This window comes from Litoribacter ruber (genome assembly GCF_018449405.1).
GTDB classification, from domain to species: Bacteria; Bacteroidota; Bacteroidia; order Cytophagales; family Cyclobacteriaceae; genus Litoribacter; species Litoribacter ruber.
Genome location: NZ_JAHCMY010000018.1, coordinates 1 through 26074, shown reverse-complemented (window position 1 = coordinate 26074; position 26074 = coordinate 1). Strand labels below are relative to the sequence as shown.

Sequence of the window (26074 nt, the reverse complement as noted above, 5' to 3'; positions counted from 1 at the left end):
TCCTCATCCCTGCGCCCATGGGGAGGTGGTAGTGAGGTCAAAGCCTCATCTTTCGTGCTGCTAACGATTTCTAAACCCCTTAACCAGGCCGCAGTCCGAATAACCTCCTAAACCCTCTTTTTAATATATTATTCTGAAGTTGTTGGCCCGTGAACCTCTAGTTGGCCATTATCATTGATAGACATACGATCGATGAACACTACCCGTTCATCTCCGCTCCTTTGGGTGCGGCCATGATACACGGCATACATTTCCTTTCTATCTGGGGAAAATAAAACACTATTATGCCCCGTACCTGTCACCTCGCCTCCTGTGGCTGTGTTTTTTTCAATCACCGGGTTGTTGGATGCCTTTTCAAAGGGACCTAGAGGTGACGGTCCAGTTGCATATCCAACCGCATAATGCTCACCCGCAAAGTGGTTAGCGGAATACATAATATAGTACAAATCCCCATGCTTAAATGTAAACGAACCTTCTGTCCACCTCCTATTGACTTCTCCCGCAGTTACAGACCTGCTTTCCCATTCGGCTTGACTATCATCCATAGTAACAGGAGGTCGCAAAAGTAAAACAGGTTCTCCGATTACTCCCAAAAAATCAGGAGCTAACTCCACACCATATATCCAGCTTTCTTCAACTTCACCAAATAAGCCCTTTTCTTTAGCCCAGGTCGAAATTTCTGACTCAACAGGGTGTTTGTAGCACGCTCTCGAATAATATAAGTAAAACTTGCCATCTTTATCCTCATACACATTTGCATCAATGATAGGATAACCCGGATCGAAAAGCGGTTCGTTTTTCATATCTTTAAATGGACCCGTCGGGGAATCAGCGACAGCTACTCCAATCTTAAAATTCTCCTCCTCATTTGTCGGATTATTCCTCCAATCTGCACTGTAGAACATGTAATATTGATTATCAAATTTATAAACTTCCGGGGCCCAAAAGTTTGCTACACTCCAGGAATCCTTTGTATTTCCACTGAATACTTGTCCTTTGTTCTCCCAAGCTTGGAGGTCTTCAGATTCATAGACAACAAACCCATTCTTTGCTCCACCTCCGGTACCATACATGTAAAATTTTCCATTCCCATCATCTAAAATATAAGGATCCCCAAATTCCACATTTAGGGGATTGGAAATAAAATCCGTCGGGAAGCTGTTTGATTCTTCTGCTTGACGTTGTTTGCAACCAAGGGGTAAAATGGCAATGGAGAATACCATTATAATGAAGGAGGTAAAGCTTATTTTCATGAGTGTGTCAATTTGTCTTTACTTTATAATGCTGTTGTGGCAAGGTCTTAAGCAAACCTGCGGCTTTTTCAGGAGTCAAATCCCGCTGTGGATTGGCTAACATTTCATAGCCTACCATGAATTTCTTGACTGTGGAAGATCGAAGCAAGGGTGGATAAAAAACGATGTGCAAATCCCATTCTGGATGTTTATGACCATCGGTTGGTGCCTGATGTATCCCTCCTGAATAGGGAAATGAGACCTCAAACAGATTATCGTACAATATGGTCAGCTTACGATAGGCATCAGCCAGGTCTTTAAGTTGGGCGTTATCCATTTCAGATAGTGAAGGCAAATGAACTTTTGGAGCAATCATGGCTTCGAACGGCCAAACTGCCCAAAAAGGCACTAACCCCACAAAAGTGTTGTTTTCAAAGAGCACCCTATCTTTTTTCTTTAATTCTTCCTGTACATAATTTACCACCATGGACCGCCCCTTTCTATGATAATATTCAGTAAACCGGAGAGATTTTTTGACCTGTTCGGTAGGAATACTCTGCTGCGCCCAGATTTGGCCATGAGGATGTGGGTTGGAGCATCCCATGATTTGTCCTTTGTTTTCAAAGACCTGAACATTATTTATATAAGAAAGGGAACCCAGTTCTTGATATTCCTTCTTCCAAAGGTGAACCACTTTTTCCACATCTTCCAAGGCCAACTCTGGAATAGTCAGGTCATGCCTGGGGGAAAAACACACCACTTTGCAGATACCTTTTTCACTGCGGGCCTGAAAAAACTCCCCCTCGCTCATTTCTCCATCCGGTACTTCTTCGTTGATAGCCCCAAAATCATTCGTAAATGCAAATGTAGTTTCATAGGAAGGGTTAAGGTCCCCTCCAACCCGTGGGTTGCCAGGACAAAGGTAGCAAGTAGAGTCATAGTGCAGCCCTTCCTCCTCAGGTGCTTTTTCCTGCTGGCCCTGCCACGGTCTTTTACCCCTGTGTGGTGATACTTGTACATATTCCCCAGTAAAGGGATTGAACCTTCTATGGCTATGTTCCTCGAAATCGAATCTTTCCATTTAAGTTTTATTAAAGAATCCTAGCTCCATCTTGAATACCGACCCTATAGATTGTCAGATCTCGGCCGAAAGCTTGTTTAAATTCTAGTTTCATCTTTTCTTCAAATACCTGCGCCTGGCTTTTCTCCACCAAATTGATGGTACAGCCGCCAAAGCCACCACCCATCATCCTGCTTCCCAGCACCTCTTCCAAGTCTCTGGTGGCATCTACCAACATGTCCAACTCGGCACAGCTGACTTCATAACTTTTAGATAGGCCTGTGTGCGATTTGTACATCAACGCGCCAAATGCTGCCAGATCCTTGGCTTCCAATGCCCTGCCTGCCTCCAGTACTCTCTGGTTTTCCTCTATTACAAACTTGCATCGCTGATATATTAACGGGTCCAAAGTAGTCTTGTGCTTCTCCAACATGGCCAAACTCACATCCCTGAGTGAATGCACCTCTGGATAATGTTGGGAAATGGTCTTAATTCCGCTATCGCATTCCTCCCTGCGGGTGTTATAGGCAGAATCCGCCAAGGAATGTTTCACTTGGGTATCGCAGAGAAGGATTTCATAATCCTGTAGGTCAAGTGGAAAATGTTTAAATTCCAAACTCCGACAATCCAATCGGATAGCATTCCCGGCTTTTCCCATTATTGAGGCAAATTGATCCATGATACCACATTGCACTCCGGCAAAGGTATGTTCAGCTTTTTGGGCTATTTTGATCAAGTCTACTTTTTCAATTTGGCATCCAAAAAGCTGGCTTAAAGCCAATGCTGTAGCACATTCCAATGCTGCAGAGGAAGACAAGCCCGCCCCAATGGGAATGTTGCCTCCAAATACACAATTGAAGCCTCTAACCTCTAGTTCATTGGCTTGGAATTGGGCTACTACTCCCATGATATAATTGGCCCATCCAGAGGGCAAAGGCTTAAAATCCTTAAGATTAAAGATCACCTCCTGCTCATAATCCAAGGAATAAAGCCTGCAAAGGTCACCATGATTTTCACCCACCGCTAGCTCAATTTCCATATCAATGGCTGCTGGCAACACAAACCCCTCATTGTAATCCGTATGGTCTCCGATCAAATTGATCCTACCTGGTGCTTTGACCAAAATAGGTTCCGAGCCAAAATAGGTTTGATAGGTTGATAGAATTTGGCGATCATTTTTCCCATAAGTACTCAATGAAGGAGATGTATTACCAGATTTTGCCATTATTTTACTTTAAATTATTTTAGTTGTTATACTTTCCATTTGAAGGACCATTTTCCCATTTCCAAGCACTTTCCACTATTGAATAAAGACTTTTGTGCTTGGCCTCCCAACCCAATTGTGATTTTGCCAAACTTGCCTGGGCTACCAAAGAAGTTGCGTCGCCTTCACGACGGGGAACTATCTCAAAGGGCACTTTCCGATTGGTGACATTCTCCACTTCATGAATCACCTCCATTACAGAATATCCTTTACCTGTTCCCAGATTGAAGGCATTGGAAGCTTTCCTTTGCTGCAGGTAGCTAAGTGCAAGAAAATGTGCTTCAGCCAAATCTTCCACATGAATATAGTCTCGGAGACAGGTTCCATCTGGAGTCTCATAATCATTCCCAAAAATTTTTAAAGGCCCACTTTCCCCCTTGGCTGTTTTGAGTAGCAATGGTATTAAATGAGTCTCAGGGTCGTGATCCTCCCCTATACTTCCATCCATGGCGGCACCGGAAGCATTAAAATATCTTAAAAAGACATATCGGAAACCATAGGCCTTACTATAATCCCTAATAATCTGTTCAAGGAAGTATTTGCTTTTTCCATATGGACTCACCGGATGTTGGGGGTGATTTTCATCAAGGGGTAAATAGTGGGGATTACCATACGTAGCACAAGTACTGGAGAAGATGATGTTCACGCACCCAAAAGATTTCATTACCCTCAACAAGGTCATGGGCTGTAAAATATTGTTTTCATAATATTTTTCCGGCTGGGCAACAGATTCCCCTACATAGGTATAGGCTGCAAAATGTACTACTGCTTCAATTTTATGATTGATGAAGATTTTCTTAAGCAAACTCTCATTGCCTACGCTGCCTTGATAGAAATGCAGGTTCTCACTTACCTCCAAAGCATCCCGGTGCCCATATTCCAAATTATCCAAAACTACTAAATTGAGCCCCTTCTTTGACAAAATCCGGCAGGTATGCGACCCTATATATCCGGCTCCACCGGTGATCAAAATGCTGGTTGGAGTTTTGTTATTCATTTCTGGACAGAAAATTTATAAATACTAGTTTGAGTATAAGTATCTCCAGACTCCAACTCCGTACTGGGAAAATTTGGCTGGTTGGGGGAATCAGGAAAGTGCTGGGTTTCCAGGCAAAAAGCCCCTCTATACCCATAGGTTCTTCCGTCCTTTCCACTTACGCTACCGTCTAGGAAATTGCCACTGTAAAACTGAATCCCGGGTTCGGTGGTGAAAACTTCCATTTTAATCCCAGTTTGAGGAGCGAATACGGTTGCTGCTAAGGTCATGGCTCCTACCTCTTCTTTGTCGAGAACAAAGTTATGGTCATAGCCACCTCCAAATTGCAGCTGCTCATGGTCTTGGTCAATCCTTCCGCCGATGGCTGTAGCTTTGGTAAAATCAAATGGCGTCCCTGCTACCGCGCGGATTTCCCCATAGGGAATCAAAACGCTGTCGACAGGTGTAAAAGCACTGGCATTTAGCTGCAACACGTGGTCCCGCACATCAGCCTTGCCTGCCCCATTTAGATTAAAGAAAGAATGGTGTGTCAGGTTGACCACGGTTTTTCGGTCAGTGTTTGCTTTATAATCTATTCGAAATTCATTATCATCGGTCAAATGGTAACTCATTTGCACCTCCAGCCTGCCAGGGTAACCTTCCTCCCAATCTGCTGAAATATACTGTAAGACAATGCGCTGATCGTCAAATTCAACTACTTCCCAAACCACATTGTGGAAACCTCCCGGCCCTCCATGCAATGCATTTGGGCCATTGTTGCGGGCCAGCTCATATTCTTCACCATCCAAAGTAAAGCGCCCATTGGCAATCCTGTTGCCATAGCGGCCGATGGCTGCACCAAAATAGGCCTCCGAGCTTTCCCTGTACTCCTGCACTGAATCAAAACCCAACACCACATCTTCCAGCTGCCCATCTTTGTTGGGCACCACCAACTTGACCACTCTGCCACCATAGTTGGTGACACTCATTTCCATACCATGGTTGTTGCGCAAATGGTAAAGGTTCACTTCTTTTCCGTTGATTTGAGTGTTGAATGTATCTTCGTCTTGTTGCTTATCCGCTGTGCAGGAAAGCCAGGTACTCATGGCTCCTGCACAGACTAAGGCAATCATTCTCTTGCTGCTTCTCATGGCTCAATAGATATTTCGTAAAGTTTTTGGTGAAGTTCCTTAAGCAAGTGCTCATCAAGCTTGATGATTTCCCGATCATATGTCATCAACCCATTCACCTCAATTTCCACATCGGTAGTCTGTGTATAAACAGCTGCAGATAGACCGTCCCTAATCAACGGAAGTAAGGCATCTATCAACTTGCGGTATCTTTCCATCAGCTCCTCCTTGTTTTCAAAACTTTGATAACCCCAGTTATCCTTATCCTGCCAGGTATGACCTTCAACCGGCAATCCCAATCCCCCAAATTCACCTAAAACCAGAATTTGGTCTTTCCCGAAAATGGACGCCTCTGGCATAGCTGCATCCGGATAATTGTGCAAGTCTATCATGTCTCCTGTAATCTTGGTGCCTTCCATGATAAAGTTGCCTCCACTGGCACTGTTGACCAGTCTGGTTGGGTCATAGGCTTGTGTCCACTCGGTGATTTCCATGGTCTTGAACTGGCCCCAAGCCTCATTGAATGGCACCCATACCACTATGGAAGGGAAGTTATAATTGGCGTCCATTATTGCTTTCCATTCTGTGCGGAAGATTTCTTCCGATTCCGAAGTTCTTTCTTTTTCAGTTCCCACACCAGTTATCCCTGGCCGCGGCTCCCACTTGTTTCCATGGTCGCCATTAGGCATATCTTGCCACACCAACATCCCCATTTTGTCGCAATGGTAATACCACCTGGCAGGCTCCACCTTTACATGCTTGCGGATCATATTGAAACCCATCTCTTGAGTTTTGATGATATCGAAAAGCATGGCTTTTTCATTGGGGGCAGTATAAAGCCCATCCGGCCACCAGCCCTGGTCAAGCGGGCCGTATTGGAAAACAAACTCGTTATTGAGCATCATCCTTTGAATGCCGTCTGTATCTGCTTCCATACTGATTTTCCGGAGGGCAGAGTAACTGTCCACCCTGTCTACCTCCTCATTTCCTCTTCGAAGCCTTACTTCAATATCATAGAGAAATGGATTTTCGGGAGACCAATGCTTAGGGTTGGACACCTCCAAGGTAACCTCTGCCTCATTAGCAGAAATGGTACGGGAAGCCACTTCCTGACCTTCATCAAGCAGTCGGACCGCTACTTGAAAACCTTCCTTTGCCCCTTCGACTCGGGTAGAAACTTTAATGGAATTTTGGTCAAATTCTGGGGTGTTTTTAATTTCAGCTATATAGCTGTTAGGTACCTGCTCCAACCATACTGTTTGCCAGATACCCGTCACAGGAGTGTACCAAATGCTATTGGGCTTTTTGACCTGCTTTCCTCTTGGCTGAGGCCCATCGTCCGAAGGATCCCAAACCCGAACCACCACTTCCTGGTTTGAGGTCTCGTTTAGCAAATCAGTGATATCGAAATAGAATGGATCATATCCTCCCCTGTGAGTGCCGGCTGATTGGCCATTGACAAACACCTCTGCTTCCCAGTCCACAGCTCCGAAATGCATCAAGAGCCTTTCCTTCCGCTGTTCCGGTTCGACATTAAATGAACGCCTATACCAGAGTTCATTATCTTCACCTACATTTTTCCCAACTCCTGAAAGCTTTGACTCCACAGCAAAAGGTACCAGGATTTTACCATCAAAGCTTGAGGGAACACTTTCCCCTTTTGGCTTGATTGCGTAATCCCACTGCCCATTGAGGTTGACCCAATTTTCACGGGACATTTGGGGGCGGGGATACTCCCCGTGGGGCTGTTCATCCACCTGATTGGTCCAAGGTGTATCCATAGACCTAATCTCTGCTTCGGAATTTCCTTGCGCAAATAGGCCAAAGCCACCTATAGCCAAAGCTGCAGAAAGTATAATTTTCTTCATCATCTTGGGTTGTTTTATTATTCAATTCTAATTTACCTCTAAATCGTTTTTAGAGGGAAGTTTAGGAAAAGGAGCATGAGGTTCTGTCTGATACCAATATACTACAGAACTAATATCGGATTTCTGCGGCAGGTAGCGATGGTCGCTTCTCCATCCCAAGTCCTGTACAGTGACCTTTAAATCTTTTTCAAAACGAATGGGGTCTTGGATATGCCATCTATACATCCCAAACCTTTGCTGTGAATCATATAAGCCATCTGGTCGAATTACTTGGTGCATTCCAGCGTAAGGGGTAGTATATTCCTCATACTGTTTTGTTTTTTTATTCTCGAAATTATAAGAGCCCAAGAAGTAATCCTCTGTACCAGTGCCAGCAATGGTTGGGAATTCTTTGTCACCGTCCATGTAGAACTTGACTTCCCCTTCTCCCCACCAGCCTCTGTTGTTTACCTGCCAAGCCATATAGGTCCCTACAAAGTGTCCCTTACCCTTAATACCGTCTACAAGTGTATGAAGTGAGCCCTCTGTTGGATTGCTTCTCCTGAACTGTGCGTGGAAGTATGCCGCATCATCCGGCACCTCTGTTTCTGTATAGGTGATTTGGTAAAAGACATTCATTCTTTCGGCCCCCAAGTTCTCCATGGTTATCCTACATTTTCTTCTGAAAGGCATTACCCAAAAAGAATTGAATGAACTTCCGGGATTGACTTGAATAGGAAGAGAGTTAAGGTGGGCATACTCTCCCCAGCCCATTCCGAAGAAATCTCCTACAGGAACCTCTACAGAGGGTTCCTTTTCATCGTCCCAGTAAATCCTAAGGATAGTAAACCTACAATCCCCAGTAGGCGTCATCCAGATATGCTGAATGGCTCCCGAACCCTCTATTTCTGCTAAAGTGTGGGTTTCCCCTGCTTCAATCCATTCAAAGGGATTAACTTTCCATCCCACACCCAACTCCCGAGCCTGGTGACCATGCACACCCTCTTCTAGTTTTGCCATTGCCCCTTTTCCCGGTTCTCCAGTTGGATTTTCGGGACTAATTGACCTTGTTTTGGCATTGGATAATCTATATAGGTTTCCCATATTTACCTCAAGCCCATTAAATTTCTCCTGGCCAACCAGGTTACTTTGTATGGTAATTAGGCAAATCAAAAACGCTAATATCTTTTTCATAATGGTATATTTTATTTTTTAGTCTGGAAGAATTTGGCTGTGCGGTCATCGCTCAGTAGCTCCCAAAGGGAAGCCACAGTCCATCCAGGTGCAAAAAGATCATTGTAGTAACCCTTCCCGTTTTTACCATAATCCCAAGCGGTATGCTGCACCACTTCAGGATAATAACCCACCTTTGCAATTCCCATCATGTTGCCCGGTGTAGGCAGCAGTTGCTCTCTCATCGAGGAGCGAATAACTTCACCAAAAGTCCTAAACCTCTCCTCTCCTGTCTCACTTGAAAGCCAACGCAAAACTTCGGCAAACTCAAAAATAAACACGTCGATGTGGTTGTTCTCAACTGATACGTTACCCCATCCCCTACTCTTGAAACCGATATCTCCAAGCATCTGGCCTTGGGCAAATGGAACATCCCAAGTGTAATACCAAGAAAGAGTAAAGTAAGCTGCTTTTTCAGCCAAGCTCACGTAATGCTTTCTTTCTTTCCCTTTGCTGACCAATGCTAAATAGTACATGGCTGTCGAAGCATACAATGCAGCTTCCTTGTCCTCGCAATCCGCATCCAGTGTAGAGGAAAAATAATCTGACTTCGAAATGATTTCCCTTTCCTGATATTCCCCTACCTTTTTGGCAGCAGCCAAATATTTCTTATCTCCAAAATAATGGTAGGCCATTACCAATGGTGCAACAGCTGAAGGAGAGCTCCCGCCAGTTTCATCTATGACCTGAAGGTCCTCGTCAAACTTGCGGGGGAAGCTTCCATCGGCTTGTTGCACCGAAAGGAGGGTGTCTAATAGGTTTTGGATTTTCTTTTCATATTCGGGATGGTTTCTGCCCATTGCCTTTTCATAATTAAAATAATGCAACAAAGCATAAATACCCTCGGATTGCCGTCGGATGGAATATACAGCGGGTTCATTCCCCTCTCCTCTAAAATCCACCATCTCTCGAATCAATCCATTTTGGGTAAAGCCATTTGCTGCATAACTGTCCATGATATTTCTCGCCATTCGCACCAACTCCTCATCCCCATGGGCCTCTCCAAACTCCAGGGCGTTAAAGGCATTGAGCAGAATTCTACCGATAAAGCCCACCTCATAAATTTCCACCACTTCGCAGGTAGCCGTTTCCAGATGGACTCCCGAAAAACCTTTCAACCCCTGGGTCTCCATATAAGAGGATTTGAAAAACTCAGTTAGAGTGGACTTAATTTCATGATCTGTAAACTGTTGCTCATCAAGGGGAGTTGGCTGCATTTTATCGTAGCCCATGGTCCAATTGTGCGCAACAAAATCTGAGAAATCTTCATTTTGGGATGTGAAAAGCAAGTACCTAAAGGAAATGCTTTCGCCTCCATCTAAACGGAGGAAACTTTGGACAGGGTCACCTAGAGTGAGTTTTCGATAATAGCTGTGTGGGGCTTCGGCATAAGGAAATGCGAAAGACAGGAAAGGTATATCGTTTTTTTCACCGAAACCCAGCGATCCCAAATTTGTCAAGCCGCTTAAAATAACTTCGCCGGACTGATGAGTGGCTAAGGCGATGTCAGTGGGCACATCCATCCGAATGAGACTAAAACCTTTTTTGGCCTCCTGATCATACAATGCCGTCATCGGCGTACTTAACCTGTCCTCTCTCACCAACCAGTCGTTGCTGGTTTTTACCGATGGAGCACGTTCAGGTGAGCGCTGGTTTTTACGGTACCAAAATCCAGGTAACAACATTTGAGCAGATTCAAAACTCAAACCCTCTAGCCCAAGCTCACCATGGAAATTAAAATAAACTTCTTCCTCTGCTTTTAAATTGAATTTTATAACAAATTCACCATTTCTCTCCTGCAGCTCCATTGATACTGAAAGAGGAAGTTTTTCTTGGGCCTGAAAAGTAGTTCCGTTCTCATGAAGGGATAAGGGATGTGCAACTGCTGGGTTCCCAGGTTTTTTCAGATATAAGGTAAAGGAATGATTTTCTTTCACAAGTTGCTCTAGTTCCTGGGCTACAGACACTGCTGCCCAAAACACCATAGCCAAAGTCATCCAAATATTTTTCATGATTAAGGAATTAAGGATTAAAGACAGGTGCTGGTTGAGACGATACACTTGGCTGTTGGTTTCTGATGGTTGGCCAGCCTTCTTCCCACACCAGCCTGTCTAGCATTAAAGGCCTTCTGTTTGTGCCATTGTTGAGACGTGGGTTATTTTTCGGTATTGCATGATAGAGCAACCACTCCGTACCTTCATCATCTAAAACAACATCAGCATTATGACCTGGCCCTGCAAATCCATATGCCACATCATTTGTACTTAAAATGATCTCCCCATAAATCCCAGTCGCTAAGTCATTTCCCTGCTTATCAAGAAACGGCCCCAACAGGGATTCCGACCTACCCACCCTTACTTGGTAGGTACTGTTGGCTCCCTCACAGCAAGACCCTTCAGAACCAAAAAAGAAATATTCACCGTTTTTCTTATACACATAAGGGGCTTCAAGGTGGGTATGCCCAACTCTCTTTTTATCACCAATTACCATTTTGCCATCTTCCGCAAGCTCTACTACATAAATACCATGAAAGCTTCCCCAGAAAAGGTAGTTTTTCCCATCTTCTTGAATAAAAAAAGGATCAATGGAATTTTCAACTCCGATTTCTTGTGACAAGAATACCTTTCCTTCATCTGTAAATGGGCCTTCTGGTGTGGGGGATGTGGCCAACCCAATTCCTGGGTTAGGGTCTCCCCAAGTAGACACAGAATAATACATGTGAAATTGGTTTCCAACCTTGGTCACATCAGGGGCCCATATTCCCCCTTCTGCTTTCCACGAAGGTTTGACTTGAAAAGCATTGTTTACAAACTCCCAATTAACCAGGTCCGCTGACCTCACAATAGGTACTAGCCGATGTCCACCTTCATTTCCCCAATTGTCCTCTGTGCCATAAGCATAGAAAAACCCGCCACTTTTCACTACAGTAGGATCTGCAAGCACAGGTGTAAAAACAGGATTTGAATATGTGGGCACGGTGGAGTCAGGTGCCTGAGGGATATTTTCTGGAGAATTTTCCTGACAGGACACTAGTAGGAATCCTAAGGATAAGCTATATAATAGTTGGCTGAATTTCATAATGTGTTTTAAAGAAGCAGGAATGGGTGCCCCCATCCCCGCTCTAACCCAAAATAATTACGCAGTTGAAAAAATATTTTCTTCTACCAGCGAGGATTCTGCTGTAGGTTAGGGTTAATATCCAGATCTCGTTGTGGAATTGGTAACAATTCATGTTGTCCTTCCACAAAATTTCTAAATCCGGGATCTCTAGACTCTAAGCCTCTGTTCAGATCGCCCCATCGTAACAAATCAGCCCATCTATGACCCTCACCAAATAATTCCACCAAGCGTTCATGTTTTATTTGCTCCAAGAACTGAGGTTGCCCAAGACCAGGCCTAACCTCGCTTAATGGTGCCATCCCCACTCTTTGTCTTACTCTATCCACATGGACATAGGCCTCAGAAGTCCTTCCCAGTTCATTAAGTGTTTCTGCATACATCAATAATACATCGGCGTACCGAATGAATCGATAATTGTTTGGAGATCGGTAACCTTCATCATCTTTCCAATGGTCATTGAGGAATTTTCTAAACCAGGCCCTGTTTTGGTTGGAGTTTCCATACCGTTGAGTGAATGTCTGGCCATAAATCATGGTATAATCCGGACCTCTTTCATCCGTAAAGGGGTAAAGAAGACTGACAGACAATCGTGGATCCCTCTCCCCATTTTCAGTCTGCTCTGAAAGGAACTCATTTATAACCCAAGTGCGTGCTTCTGCATCAGACCAGCCAATACCTGGAGGCGCTAGAAACTGAGGTATGGAGGACCCATAATTATGGTTAGGCGTATCAACATCGTTATCTGTCACTTCTGTAGGATTCACAGCAAACTGCCATTCAAAAACAGACTCCATGTTATTTTCCGTGTGAATTAAAAAATTGTCTCTATAACCTGGAGCCAGATCATAAATTCCTGCTCCTTCACCAGTAACGAGCCATTGCAATTGTGCCTCTGCAAGGTCAAATCTACCTTGCTGCATATATGCTTTGGCCAAGAGTGCTCTAGCAGCACCTTGAGTGACTCTTCCCAAATCACTGCTGGCAGCATATTGAGCTGGCAATCCCTGTACGGCAGCAATAAGGTCTCTTTCTACCTGCTCCCACACTTGTGGCAACTGTGTAGTCGGTGGTAAGTCTGTTGGAGTGGAAGTTTCCAACATTAATGGAACATTACCCCACAAAAGAGCTAAATTATAATAGAAATATCCTCTTAAAAATTGAGCCTCCCCCAAAAGTCTGGCTTTCAGGGTTTCGTCCATCTCAATCTGAGGAACATTATCCAACACTTGGTTTGCCCTGAATATGCCTATGTAGTTATCCTGCCAAACATCCACCACTGGACCGAAGTTATAATCAGGTTGAATAAATTCACCCATCGCATTTGCTAAGTCTGACCACGGACTACCGCTGTAGCCTTCATCAGACCGGGTGATAAATAGTAGGGGCATCCATCTGGAAAAACCACCTCTTGCAAATGTACTGTAGATAGCGTTTACACCTTGCTCAGCATCAGTAGCATTATTCCAATATACCTCAACAGTAGGTTGATTAGGGTTTGTTTTGTCCAAATCCGGGTTACAGCTTAGTATTGTTGCTGCAGTAAGGGAAATGGCTATATATTTTATAGTATTTTTCATTTTTAAGTCAATTAAAATTCACACTGAAAACCTACAGAGAAGATTTTATTGGCTGGCCAATTCCCCATATCAAACCCTCTTTCCAAAATTCCATTCCCAACTACATCTGGGTCTGGTCCACTATACCGGGTGAAGGTTAATAAATTTTGACCACTCACAAATACTCTCGCATTTTGTATCCCCCATCTTTCACTTACTTGCGGGGCAAGACGGTAGCCTAGTTCCACATTACGAAGCCTAACATATGAAGCATCTTCCAACCATCTGTCCGACTCTAGACGAGCGTTATCAATCAAACCAGGATCTCCTACTGAAATCCCCAATCTTGGATCCGAAGTGTTGGTGTTTTCTGGTGTCCAAGGACTAATATCTGAGCGGAAGTTGGTATTTTGATAGCTATCAATTTCTCTTCGCACACCGTTCATGACTGAGTAGCCAAACACACCCATTAGCTGCAGATTTAAAGTGAACCTGCCATAGGAAGCATTGAACTGCGAGCCTGCCTGAAGAGTTGGCCATGGAGAGCCTACAAATGTTCTATCCTCTTGGTTAATTTGACCATCGCCGTTAATATCCAAAAATCGAACATCACCCGGTCTGGCATGTGGCTGGATGAGCTGTCCATCGGGGCCACGGTGATTGTTGACTTCCTCTTGACTTTGGAATATTCCATCGGTTTTCAAAACATACCACTCCCCAATAGATCTACCAATTTGAGTTCTGGTGATACCGGTTTGGATGTAATTGATCCCTTCTCCAAGGTTTCCAACATCTTCTACGCGATTATTTATCGTGGTTAGGTTTGCAGAAATATCCCAATTAAAAGCTCCACCAAGTTTTCGGTAGGCCGCTTCAATTTCCAAACCTCTATTTCTAATAGAGGCAGCATTTACGGCTGGTTCTCCTCCTAAGTTGCCTAGGTAAAAAGCCACCGGCAAATTCACCAATACGTCCTGCGACAAGGAATTATAATATTCGGCAGACAATGAAATTCTTCCATCCAAGAAACTGGCATCAAATCCATAATTTTGGCTTATTCTCCTCTCCCAACCCAAATCAGGATTTGCCAATCTAGCCTGGGTGGCTCCCACGTATGGGCTCTGATCAGGACCGAAGATTGCCCTGGGGTTCATGTTTAGAAAACCTATGTGGTCCCAAGACCCCACCGTTACAATTCCTAGTTCACCATAGGAGCCTCTTAGCTTTAAGTCGGTTACAAAATTGGAAGCAAAAAAGGCCTCATCACTGATTCTCCAGCCAGCAGCAATTGAAGGGAAAAATCTGGATCTTTGGTCAGCACCAAAGCGAGAATCTGAATCATATCGACCAGTAAAAGTCAACAGGTATTTGTCATCAAAGGTGTAATTGACCCTACCCAAATAGCCAGCTATAGAAAAATCTACGGGAATATAACCATCAGCAAACGGCTCACCCGTAGCAGACCCGATGGTTTCCATATATCTCCCTCCAAAAGATTGAAGGTCTGTTCTGCTTCCCAAAAGCACATTTCTATTTGTGTGTTGTTCAGAATACCCTACCACTCCATTAATATTATGGCGTCCAATTTCTTTCTGGAAGTTTAAGGTGTGTTCTAGTAGGATACTTGAATATCGGGACCGGTCTTCAATAACATTTGTCGGAGCAGCAGGTTGATTGAAATGCCACTCTCCAGCCCTTCTCAATCTTTGATTATGATCAAAGCTTGTTTCAAGACCTGCATTAAATCTATAGGTTAACCAATTTGCAATTTCCACATCCAAAAAAGCATTACCTACAATTTTGGCAAACTCCTGTCTGTAGGAATTTATAGCATTTAAAGCCACAGGGTTATTTGCATAGGTCACAGCATCTGGTGTACCTATACCCCAACCATCGGGATTTGAACTAGTGATGTATCTGGAATTTTGCACCGGTATTATGGGAAGGTTGACATAAGCATCATAGAACGGATTTCCCATCCCAGGAGAATTACGAACAGAGTTTGTTAAAACGATGTTCTCACCAAATGTAACCCTACCTTTAGTTGTTCTAGAGTTAATTCTTAAAGCAGCTCTTTCAAAATCATTTCCTATGAGCTCACCACTGTTTTTAAAGTAGCTTCCTGAAATCAAATAAGTACTGGATTGAGATCCTCCAGAAATTGACACATTATAATCTTGAACATTACCTAGTCTGGTACTTTCATCATACCAATTAGTATTAATATTAGGGTCAAAATTATCAGTTACACTTGTAGGTGGGGTAAGCCCGGAATTTAAGAATTGTCTCCTCTGGGTTTCGGCAAACTGGGTACTATTCATCATATCATACCCTCGCGGCAATTGTTGAATACCGAATTTAGCAGTTGCCGAAACTCTGGCTGGCCCTTCTCTCCCTTGCTTTGTAGTGACAATAATTACCCCATTCGCTGCTCTCGAACCATAAATAGCTGCTGCCGAGGCATCTTTTAAAATCTGAATTGATTCTACATCATTTGGGTTGATAGTAACATTAGCATCGGCAATCATACCATCAATCACGTATAAAGGATTGGCATTAATAAAGCTGGCAACCCCTCTGATCTCTACTTGGGCATCTTGGCCCGGGCCGCCTGGATTACGTACCGTGACACCTGGAGCAAGACCTTGTAGTGATTCACCAATAGAATTGGCGGTTACAGCTCGGGTATTTTCTGTTCCTACCACAGCCGTTGCACCAGTGAGATCTTTTTTCCTTACAGTTTGATAACCTATGACCACAAACTCGTCTAACTCATCCACGTTCTCCTCCATTTCCACATTTAAGGTAGTTCTCCCACCCACAACGATTTCCATGGTGGTCATTTGAAGGAATGTAAATATGAGCGTGGCGTTTTCAGAATTTACATTGATGGAATAATTACCATCCATGTCTGTTACTGCTCCATTGGAAGTGCCCTTTTCTAGGATAGTAACTCCGGGAATGGGCTCTTGCCCGGATTTATCCACTACCTGCCCTGTCACCACATGACCTGATTGGGCAAAGGCTGCCCCCATCATGCTACAGCTGAACAGTAGGATCAGACCTACTGCCCTTAGTAAATTTGTTTTCATAGTAAGTAAATTGGGTTTTGTTAATAAAGTAATCGTGAGGTTCTTTAGCTTAATTGGAATGTTCAATACCTTTAGCGTATAAAACTTTCGCATAACCCTAGAATACATGTCGTAAGCTAGGACTTATTGCAATCGATTGCTTAGAACAAATCCTTCATTCTATGAAACATTTCCTTCTAAACACCCTTCATGAAGCTTTTATACTAGTTTTGAAGAGGAATTATCATTTATTTCCGGTTCCTATTGGAAATAGTATCAATTTCTTTTGATCTTTGGTAGAGCTTAATACATAATCCTGCATGAGGCAACTCAATTTATTCTTTCTCCATTTGCTCTTTTTTTTAAGCATCTCCTACTACTTGGAGGCTTCAAAGGAGACCTATTACTTTAAAAGTATTGGGGTAACAGAGGGACTCAGCCATCAAACTGTTTATTCAATATTGCAGGACAACCAGGGATTTATGTGGTTTGGTACCAAAGATGGTCTCAACCGATTCGATGGGAGTAGATTCAAGGTGTTCAAACATGACCCAAAGACCACTAATTCCCTAGGTAATAGCACCATTCTTTCTCTCTTTGAAGATAATGCCCAAAGACTATGGGTGGGCACTGCTGAGGGGCTTTATATTTACGACCCGGAAAAAGAAAGCTTTACTCCTTTTGATATTAAAGATGAAAATGGACACACGGTAACTGGCCCAATTCTGGCTATTGAAGAAGACCATTATGGGAATATTTGGATGGGCTCCAGTACCCAAGGGCTTTTTCGCTTCCATCAGCCATCCGGTAAATTAACTTACCTTTACCACCATCCAGATAATCCCGGAAGCTTAGCATCTGGATCCATCTCCTCTCTGACAATTGACCAGCAAGGAACAGTATGGGTAGGGATTTTAGGCAGTGGAGTTCAAAAATATATACCCGCCAATGAAACTTTTGAGGTGTATTGGGACCAAAACCAAGCGCTTAAACAAGATTTGATTTTTGACCTTTACGATTATGGAAAAGAACTTCTCATCGGAACAAAAAACGGAGGTTTAAAGCGGTTAAATAAGGCAACTAGAAAAATGGAGGATGTATTGGTAAGGGACCACGACCAGAATCCTCTACTGATTAGAGATATCCTTCGAGACAGCAGAAACCAACTTTGGATATGCACTGAACTTGGTATATTTAAATACGATCCCTTGCAGGGAGATTATCAACATATTCAACAGGATGCCAATGACTCCTATTCTATTTCGGACAATGCTACCTATTCTATATATGAAGATAAAGAAGGAGGTATTTGGATTGGTACCTACTTTGGAGGGATCAACTACCTCCCCGATAACACCAAGCAATTTGAAAAATACTATCCTATAAGTAATAAAAATTCCATCAGCGGAAGACGTGTGCGGGAAATGGTAGAAGATGAAGAAGGCAACATTTGGATCGGTACAGAAGATGCCGGGCTAAACAAATTCAATCCAAAAACTAAGAAAGTCACACATTTCAGCTATGGTAATGGCAACCGCCAATTAAGCTATCACAATATCCATGGATTAATGAACCATAACAACAAGTTATGGATAAGTAGCCATAGTATGGACCTCAGATTAGACTTGCTGGACCTCAACACACTTGAGGTTCAAAAAGTTAACCAATCGAAAATCCAAAACCCACTATATGATAGTGATATTTTTTCCATTTATAAGGACAGTAAAAGCCAGATTTGGATTGGGACAATCAGTGGAGTCTATAGAGTAGATGAAGCCACATTGACATTTGACTTTGTAGAAGAAATCGGCATCCCCTTTACCCTGGATATTTTAGAAGATTCTATGGGTCAGTTATGGTTTGCCACCACAAATCATGGTCTCATCAAACTTGACCCGACTACGAAATCCATCCAAACTTACTGGCATGAAAAAAATAACGCAAATTCTTTACCTCACAATTCAGTTTTAAGCCTTAAACTGGATCATCAAGGGCAACTTTGGGTTGGTACAGAAGGGGGCGGACTAGCCAAATTTAGGTCAAAATCTGACGATTTTGAAACTTATGGGTTGGAGGAAGGATTGCCAAGCCAAGTAATTTACAAAATTTTAGAAGACGACCTGCAGCAACTTTGGCTGAGTACCAGCAATGGATTAGTACAATTTGAACCAACATCCAAATCCTTCAAAGTCTTTCATAAATCTACCGGTTTATTATCAGATCAATTCAATTATAAATCAGGGCTTAAAGCAAAAGATGGCACCCTATACTTTGGTTCACTCAACGGATTTATTGCTTTCAATCCTAAAACCTTTACAGAAAAAAAATTTAATCCCCCAGTAGTATTGACAGGCATAAAGCTTTTTAACAAAAACATTCCAATCGGAGAAGCAGATTCACCACTCAATAAATCTGTCACTAAAACTAATATCCTCAAATTAAATCATGACCAAAACTCCTTAGGGTTTTCTTTTGCAGCATTAGGTTATACGGGCATGGACTCCTGGTCTTATGCTTACAAACTCGAAGGTTTTGACAAATCTTGGCAGACTTTAGACCAAAATCAGGAAATCAACTATTCCCACCTTCCTCCGGGAAAATATAGATTTCGCGTTAAAACCAGTCATACTGCCGAAGCAAACCCTACTGCGGAAGCTTCTTTACAAATCGAGATACTCCCTCCATTTTATAAAACGGGGTGGGCTTATATTTTATATGTAATGCTATTGGCAGGCTTGGCTTACTGGTTCTTCAGCAATTACAGGCGAAAGATCCACCTCAAACATCAGGAAAGCCTTAAGGAACTGGAAAATGAAAAAGAAAGAGAAATTTACCACGCCAAAATCGAGTTTTTCACCAACATTACTCATGAAATCAGGACTCCGCTGACGCTGATAAAAGGCCCATTGGAAGAAATTATTAAAGAAAAACAGGCTTTTTCCGCTGAGATCCAGGAAAACCTAATGATTATGGATAGGAATTCCAACCGTCTAATTACTTTAAGCAACCAACTTTTAGATTTTAGAAAAACCGAGCAAAAAGTGTTTAGCCTTAATTTCGTTAAATCTGACATTACTTACATGCTTTCTGAGATTCATTTTAGGTTTAAATCAAATGCCCTTCAAAGAAAGTTGAATTTTGATTTAAAGATCGATCAAGAAAAATCCTTTGCCGATGTAGATAGAGAGGCATTTATCAAAATCATAAGTAATTTACTCTCCAACGCCTTCAAAAATGCGGAAAGCCGCGTTGAAATCCATTTGAGGTCTAATAAAAGTAACGAGATGGAAGTCACTGTCCTCAATGATGGAAAGTTGATAGAAGAACAGTTAACCGAGAAAATCTTTGAGCCGTTCTATCAAATCAGAGATAAAAATGATAAAAATAGCAACCAAGGGACAGGCCTAGGCTTACCGCTAGCCCGTTCCTTGGCCGAACTTCACGACGGCAAACTCGAGTTGATTATAGACGAAGGGAATAAATGCAACAGTTTTGTACTCACCTTACCCGTAAAACAACAGTTTTCCATGGCCTTGGAGGAGGAGGTTCTCTTGGAAAATTTACTGCAACCGGTTCTTGAAGAATCAATGGTCAAACCAGCGGAAAAAACAGACCAAAGCAAGCCTGCCATTCTCATTGCAGAGGACAATAAGGAATTACAATCATTCCTTTACAACCACCTTAAAGGGGATTTTGTGGTTTATAAGGCAGACAATGGACAGGAGGCATTAAAAGTTCTTGATTCCAAGCCAATTGATCTGCTTATCAGTGATATTATGATGCCCCTGATGAATGGTTTTGAGCTTTGCAAAGCGGTGAAAGGTCAGGTCGAATACAGTCATATCCCCGTCATACTACTTACTGCCAAGCAAAACTTGCAATCCAAAATCGAAGGGTTGGAGATGGGTGCAGATGTCTATATTGAAAAACCGTTTTCTATGGACTATCTAGCTCTGCAGGTAAAAAACCTCCTGCACTACAGAGATCAGATCAGACAATCCTTTGCCAGTTCACCCTTGGTGCTGGCAGATACCATAGCTCATACCCAGGCCGATGAACAATTTCTGACAAGAATCAATCAGGTAATTTTGGATAATCTTTCCCAAGAATTTTTTGGGGTCAACGAACTTGCAGAAGCTATGAGTATGAGTCAATCCAGTTTACTCCGTAAAATCAAGGGAATTTCCCAACTAACCCCCAACGAATATATCAGGCTTGTTAGGCTCAAAAAAGCGGCCGCTATCCTTCAGGAAGGATCACATTCTATTTCAGAAGTATGCAGTATGGTTGGGTTCAATTCCCCCTCCTATTTCAGCAAGTGCTTTGCCAAGCAATTTGGAGAATTACCAAAGGATTACCAAAGGGCCGGATAGACTCAAAGTAATGAAGTAAGCGGAAAGATACTAAGCAGCTCCACCTTGTCCCGTCGGTGGTACCAATCATTTCCTACCAGACGAAGTTCATTTACCTTCATTTCTCCAAAATCTTTTCCTCTTGATTGGTTGAGAACAGCTAAGAATTTTATCTTCTGTTGGAGCGGGTATTGGAATCTCAGCACAGTAGTGTGAGCCGTCTGGATTTCATATCGCTTGTCAATGGAGTTTTCTAACCCGTTATTTCTAAATTCCTCTCTCAAATTCCCTCTTAATCTTGTTAGCGAGTCATTATCTACAAACCCCTGCACCATCACTCCTGAAGGGGAGGCCGTAATCCCTTTAAAAGAAATTGAAAAGGATTGGACACCAGAGAGGGACTTTTTCACAGCAACTATATACTTTTCCAAGGGTACATCTCGTGTATTAAACCCACTATAGCAAGATATAATGGACAACACGGTGATATGGATATCTGAGCTAGGGTAAATATATTGATTTGGCTCTATGGTTTTTAATTCAGATAAAAATTGAAGGATGTTGGAACAGATAGCTGCATCTGGCTCTATAATCAATGATAACCCATATCGCGAGTCTCTCGGATCGTTAATTTGCTTATCCAATTTATATTGGTTTCCTTGAATTTTATGTAAGGTCTCCAAGTACATCTGATCGTATATGTTTTTCATTTTCATAAATAAAAATGCTCTAATGGGTAACTAATATAAAAAAGAAACTCCAACTAATATGGGGAAATCTATTCTCTACCATTTTACCACACGCTCGCTATAGCTAAAAAAAAGCCTCATCTTCCTCGCCGCTTCGCGTTTCTAAACCTTTAAACCAGGCCGCAGGCCGAATAACCTTATAAACTACGGTGTTTAAAGGCCTAATGGAATTCCACCGCATTGATGGTCTTCCAACCATCACCCAGTAACTTATATGGTGCGTCCCTCTGGGACTTAGACTGTGATAGGTGTTTGTTGCCCGCCGGTTGCCACCGGCGGTTATAAGACCGGTCGCTCCTAACGGAGCTGTGGTAAACGTTGCGCCCTTTGCGCTTTCTCTTTGCGCTCGTGGCGTGAAACTGCCGCGATGAAGGGCAACCTGAAACACCCTCATCCCTAACCCACCCCGCCTACTACTATCTACTCTCTCTTACTATTTTGCTTGAAACTTCCCGAGAACCTCCAATCTAATAGCAGTTTATAACCAAACCCACAATAAATATCATATTAGAAATACCCAATAATTACAAACATCAACATTTTTATTTTTCACTCTTTTTTTTATACAATTTATAAACACAATAAATTGTTGATCTCAGGCTATTAAATTCATTATAAATTAAGACACCAAATAATTTCAGTCCTCCCAAAATAAATTTTCATCACTCAAAGATCATTGTTTCAATACAAAAAAATGCTTTGTATGTATAGACATGCATTTTTATTAAAAGCCTTTTACACTTTATCTATATTTGATTCAACTAAGCTGTAAAACACCTCTAATCAGGTATTTATACATATAACTATTCTAGTATATAACTACACAAAACCTTAAAATCCAATTCTAATCTATTTGAATAACATATGAAAAAACTCTACTTATTTACTTTTGTGTTATTAATAACCTTGGTTCCCTATCGGGGGTATTCCGACAGGGATCCTTCACCCTTTGATTCCCCACAGCTTGAGGAGCGATATACATGGGATTTTAATCAGCCTGCGACGCTATCCAGTGAGAATGGATGGCCATGGAAAACTAAGGCATTGATTGATATCGGTGGCGTGAGATATAAGTTTCATGGCGGAATTAATGGTGACCTCACAAACCAAAATTCAGGAGGAAACTATAACAGTCCAAGTTTAAGAAAAGAGGGAGGAGGTACTGAATCGCTTATTATTGAGAGAGAAGATGGTCAGCCATTCAAATTTTACGGGCTTTGGTTGAAAAACCAATCTATTTATGATCCGGTATTCTATCCTCCCCCATTTGTCACCATGAGGTTCTATGATAAAAATAACCATGAAATTCAGGGTGAAACTGTTCAGTCTGACATAGAAAATCACACTCAAATTATCAGCAAAGACCTAACGGTAAAAAGGATCACGATCCAATTCACCGGGGTTTTATATTACTGGTTAGATGATTTTATTGTAGGTCAAGCGATGAGTTCTGTCAGCTTACCCACAGTCAGTACCTCAGGCCCTACCGAAATTACCGGAACGTCTGCCAGATTCGGAGGAAATGTGAGCAATGATGGAGGAGCTCCCATTATAGAAAGAGGATTTGTATGGCATACTTCCGCAGAACCGACTACTTCCCATAACAAGGTTCAGGTTGGTTCAGCTACAGGCACTTTTTCACAGGTCATCACTGGTTTGAATGCAGGATCAACCTACTATTTAAGAAGTTATGCCATCAATGAGGCAGGCATAAGCTATGGGAACCAGGTTACCTTTACCCTGCCAGCAGCTCCTGTAATTTCATCAGAACCAATCACCGAAATCGGGTATGGCCAGCCCTACACCTATGGTGTAGTTGCCACCCAAGAGGGCGATTTAGAGACGATATTAACGCCTAGTTCTTTACCCGAATGGCTCGAGTTTAATGCAGAGGGTCAGAATAAAGCAGTTCAAATAGGTGATTTACCTATTAATGCTAGTATTATGAGCGTGGCAGGAGACGATAACGGTAATATTTATGCTTACGATTCAAATGGGGGGAAAATTCACCAAATTAAACCAGATGGGACTACGAGTATTTGGAAGGATGGTTTATTGACGGGTAGTGTATTTGCACTACACATTACTGGTGGATATTTATATATACCAAGATATAATAACAGCTCGCAATCGATTACAAGAGTTCCTTTAAATAACCCTAATGCACCAGAGGAATTATTTGCATCAATTAATGGTGGCGCTATGGGACTAACGGATTTGGATGGCTATATCTATGCAGCATCTTACCAAAGTCATGTTATTCATAAAATAAATATTAATGATAAATCGAAAGAAATATATCTCGATAATGGCTTCCAATCTCCTTGGGGGGTTGAGTTTGACCATGAGCAAAATCTTTTGATCGCAGAATGGGGTAGAAGAAATATTGTGAAATATGATGGAAATACAACAATTACTGTAATCTCAGGACTTCCTGCTAACCCAGCCTCAATCAGAATTAGTCAAAGGGGAGAATACTATATAGCTTTATATGGTGGTGGGGTAAGAAAATATAATAAAGATTTTTCATCATTTGAAACAGTATCCGTATCAGCATCAGATTTTCCAATTAGTGCCTCGCTTACTTCCACAGGAGCTTTAGTCTATGCAAACTATAGTACAAATAAAATATTCCGACTGCAAACAGGTGCTGTATTAACCGGTACCCCAGACAAATCGCATGTCGGAGAACATCCGGTGGTTTTGACAGCAACAAATTCAGCTGGAAGCACAGACCAACAATTTACCATTAAAGTATTGGATAGGAATCCCCCAAAAATCACAAAAAGATTCCCTACCCAAAATATGAACGAGGTAGAACTGCAGCCAACCCTGAGTTTGGAATTTGATGAGGATATATTTTTGGGGGAATCTGGTACCCTAAACCTTTACCAAGGGGAAAGTATCCTTCAAAGCTTTGAAATAGGTAACGATTTTCAGAAGTTCGAAATTTACGGGAATCGCTTAGATATCCAGTTGACAGAAAATCTCCCTATGGCAACCCAAATTTCTGTTGATATAAGCAAGGGACTGATCAAAGATGAGCATGGCAATGAATTCGAAGGTTTTACTGCCAATTCAGGAGCCTGGGGGTTCAGCACCATGAGCAAATTTGAACAACATATTGAGTTTCCAACTTTGGATCCTGTCACTTACGGTGTTGGAACAATAAATCTGGGACCTGAAAAAACAGATCGAGGACTACCTATAACTTACTCGGCTGAAACGAGTGGTATCCTAGAAATTAGTGGTAACAAAGCCACAATTTTAAAAGTCGGAAACACCAAAATCATTGCAAGCCAAAACGGGGATGATAAAAATTTACCTGCAGCAAGCAAGGAGAATACATTATCGGTATTACCAAAACCTTTAACAATAAGGGCATTCCAACTTGAAAAAAATTATGGGAGCCTTCTCGAACTGGAAGGAACAGAGTATGAAGCGGAAGGTTTAGTGAAAGGTGACAACATTCAAACCATCAAGTTAAGAAGTTCTGGACAGGATCCCAAAGCAGGGGTGGAGAATTCTCCCTATCCCTTGATTGCGGAAAACGCCGAAGGAACTGGGTTAGAAAACTATGACATCACCTATGAGGACGGAGAAATAAAAGTGCTCCCTATCCCCCTAACAATAAGTGTAGGGATGTATGAAAAAACCTACGGACAGAACGACCCTAAATTTAGCCCATCGTATTCCGGTTTTGTGAACGATGAAACCGAGGATAATCTGGATGGAAGTATTGTTGTCCAGAGGAATGAAGGTGAGGACGTAAATAAGTATCTCATAACCCCATCAGGGGTAAGCTCTACCAATTATACCATTCAATTCCAGAATGGCATGTTGGGTATAGCCCCATCAAAATTGACAGTAAGGGCCTTAAAGGCAAACAAAATCTATGGTGAAGCGGACCCAACCTTTCAAGTAGCATTTGAAGGATTCCAATTTGAGGACGGCGAAAATTCAATGGGAGGCAACCTGAAGTTCGACAGGCAACCTGGAGAAAATGTGGACAAGTATATAATTACTCCATCAGGCTTTTCCAACTTCAATTACCTAATTGATTACGAAACTGAATATCTCCAAATAAACCCTGCTCCCCTTACCATCAAAGCCGATAAAAAGTCAAAGGTATACGGACAGGAAAACCCTGAACTGACTTTTCAATATATTGGATTGGTGAATGATGACACCCAAACTGAAGATCTGCCAGTAATCTCCACAGATGCCCAAAAAGGTTCAAGTGTAGGTTTTTACGACATCATGCTTGCAGATGCTAAAGACAAGAACTATGATATCACTTTGGAGGATGCCAAGCTGGAAGTCACCAAAGCTCTCCTTACCATCAAAGCCGATAAAAAGTCAAAGGTATACGGACAGGAAAACCCTGAACTGACTTTTGAATATATTGGATTGGTGAATGATGACACCCAAACTGAAGAGGTTCCGGTAATTACTACGGATGCCAAGGTAGGTTCCAATGTAGG

The 26074-nt window shown here is 42.3% G+C and carries 14 protein-coding genes; 2 read left to right on the top strand and 12 right to left on the bottom strand.

Features of this window, described 5'->3' with window-relative positions; translation table 11 throughout:
- Positions 1 to 128: 128 nt before the first annotated feature.
- The 11 genes from KI659_RS17085 to KI659_RS17035 form a co-directional block, all read right to left on the bottom strand.
- Complete coding sequence (locus KI659_RS17085; protein WP_213946596.1) at positions 129 to 1253, bottom strand: glycoside hydrolase family 43 protein; 1125 nt, start codon at positions 1251 to 1253, stop codon at positions 129 to 131.
- A 7-nt stretch (positions 1254 to 1260) separates the two neighbouring features.
- Complete coding sequence (locus KI659_RS17080; RefSeq protein WP_213946595.1) at positions 1261 to 2313, bottom strand: UDP-glucose--hexose-1-phosphate uridylyltransferase; 1053 nt, start codon at positions 2311 to 2313, stop codon at positions 1261 to 1263.
- A 10-nt stretch (positions 2314 to 2323) separates the two neighbouring features.
- Positions 2324 to 3517 (bottom strand): galactokinase, encoded by a 1194-nt coding sequence (locus KI659_RS17075; RefSeq protein WP_213946594.1) that lies wholly within the window; start codon positions 3515 to 3517, stop codon positions 2324 to 2326.
- A gap of 19 nt (positions 3518 to 3536) precedes the next feature.
- On the bottom strand, positions 3537 to 4553 hold the full coding sequence (gene galE, locus KI659_RS17070; protein ID WP_213946593.1) for a UDP-glucose 4-epimerase GalE: 1017 nt from the start codon (positions 4551 to 4553) through the stop codon (positions 3537 to 3539).
- Positions 4550 to 5683 carry an aldose epimerase family protein gene (locus KI659_RS17065; RefSeq protein WP_213946592.1) on the bottom strand — a complete coding sequence of 378 codons (1134 nt, stop codon included), beginning with the start codon at positions 5681 to 5683 and terminating at the stop codon, positions 4550 to 4552. Before KI659_RS17065 ends, galE begins: the two co-directional genes overlap by 4 nt.
- Positions 5680 to 7530, bottom strand: a complete 1851-nt coding sequence (locus KI659_RS17060) for a glycoside hydrolase family 2 protein (RefSeq protein ID WP_213946617.1) — start codon at positions 7528 to 7530, stop codon at positions 5680 to 5682. The genes KI659_RS17065 and KI659_RS17060 overlap by 4 nt, the downstream gene beginning before the upstream one ends.
- A 27-nt stretch (positions 7531 to 7557) precedes the next feature.
- Positions 7558 to 8703, bottom strand: coding sequence for a glycoside hydrolase family 172 protein (locus KI659_RS17055; protein WP_213946591.1), 1146 nt, complete (start codon positions 8701 to 8703; stop codon positions 7558 to 7560).
- Between the two features lie 11 nt (positions 8704 to 8714).
- The gene (locus KI659_RS17050; protein WP_213946590.1) at positions 8715 to 10754 is read right to left on the bottom strand and encodes a glycoside hydrolase family protein; all 2040 of its coding nucleotides are present in this window, start codon (positions 10752 to 10754) and stop codon (positions 8715 to 8717) included.
- A 10-nt stretch (positions 10755 to 10764) separates the two neighbouring features.
- Positions 10765 to 11820 (bottom strand): family 43 glycosylhydrolase, encoded by a 1056-nt coding sequence (locus KI659_RS17045; protein WP_213946589.1) that lies wholly within the window; start codon positions 11818 to 11820, stop codon positions 10765 to 10767.
- An 83-nt stretch (positions 11821 to 11903) separates the two neighbouring features.
- Complete coding sequence (locus KI659_RS17040; RefSeq protein WP_213946588.1) at positions 11904 to 13439, bottom strand: RagB/SusD family nutrient uptake outer membrane protein; 1536 nt, start codon at positions 13437 to 13439, stop codon at positions 11904 to 11906.
- 11 nt (positions 13440 to 13450) lie between these two features.
- A complete protein-coding gene (locus KI659_RS17035; RefSeq protein WP_246535459.1) occupies positions 13451 to 16510 on the bottom strand; it encodes a SusC/RagA family TonB-linked outer membrane protein in 3060 nt (1019 codons plus the stop codon).
- Between the two features lie 329 nt (positions 16511 to 16839).
- Between KI659_RS17035 and KI659_RS17030 the strand changes: the two genes are divergently transcribed.
- Positions 16840 to 20862, top strand: a complete 4023-nt coding sequence (locus KI659_RS17030) for a hybrid sensor histidine kinase/response regulator transcription factor (protein WP_213946587.1) — start codon at positions 16840 to 16842, stop codon at positions 20860 to 20862.
- A gap of 2 nt (positions 20863 to 20864) precedes the next feature.
- Here KI659_RS17030 and KI659_RS17025 read toward each other — a convergent pair whose 3' ends face one another.
- Positions 20865 to 21551, bottom strand: coding sequence for a 2'-5' RNA ligase family protein (locus KI659_RS17025; protein ID WP_246535458.1), 687 nt, complete (start codon positions 21549 to 21551; stop codon positions 20865 to 20867).
- 903 nt (positions 21552 to 22454) lie between these two features.
- Here KI659_RS17025 and KI659_RS17020 point away from each other — a divergent pair.
- A partial coding sequence (locus tag KI659_RS17020) for an MBG domain-containing protein (protein ID WP_213946585.1) occupies positions 22455 to 26074 on the top strand: 3620 nt, incomplete at its 3' end.

Coding starts and splice junctions, on each gene's coding strand:
- galE (WP_213946593.1), bottom strand. CDS start 4,553: ATGAATAACAAAACTCCAACCAGCATTTTGATCACCGGTGGAGCCGGA.
- KI659_RS17075 (WP_213946594.1), bottom strand. CDS start 3,517: ATGGCAAAATCTGGTAATACATCTCCTTCATTGAGTACTTATGGGAAA.
- KI659_RS17065 (WP_213946592.1), bottom strand. CDS start 5,683: ATGAGAAGCAGCAAGAGAATGATTGCCTTAGTCTGTGCAGGAGCCATG.
- KI659_RS17025 (WP_246535458.1), bottom strand. CDS start 21,551: ATGAAAAACATATACGATCAGATGTACTTGGAGACCTTACATAAAATT.
- KI659_RS17060 (WP_213946617.1), bottom strand. CDS start 7,530: ATGAAGAAAATTATACTTTCTGCAGCTTTGGCTATAGGTGGCTTTGGC.
- KI659_RS17080 (WP_213946595.1), bottom strand. CDS start 2,313: ATGGAAAGATTCGATTTCGAGGAACATAGCCATAGAAGGTTCAATCCC.
- KI659_RS17055 (WP_213946591.1), bottom strand. CDS start 8,703: ATGAAAAAGATATTAGCGTTTTTGATTTGCCTAATTACCATACAAAGT.
- KI659_RS17050 (WP_213946590.1), bottom strand. CDS start 10,754: ATGAAAAATATTTGGATGACTTTGGCTATGGTGTTTTGGGCAGCAGTG.
- KI659_RS17035 (WP_246535459.1), bottom strand. CDS start 16,510: ATGAAAACAAATTTACTAAGGGCAGTAGGTCTGATCCTACTGTTCAGC.
- KI659_RS17085 (WP_213946596.1), bottom strand. CDS start 1,253: ATGAAAATAAGCTTTACCTCCTTCATTATAATGGTATTCTCCATTGCC.
- KI659_RS17045 (WP_213946589.1), bottom strand. CDS start 11,820: ATGAAATTCAGCCAACTATTATATAGCTTATCCTTAGGATTCCTACTA.
- KI659_RS17040 (WP_213946588.1), bottom strand. CDS start 13,439: ATGAAAAATACTATAAAATATATAGCCATTTCCCTTACTGCAGCAACA.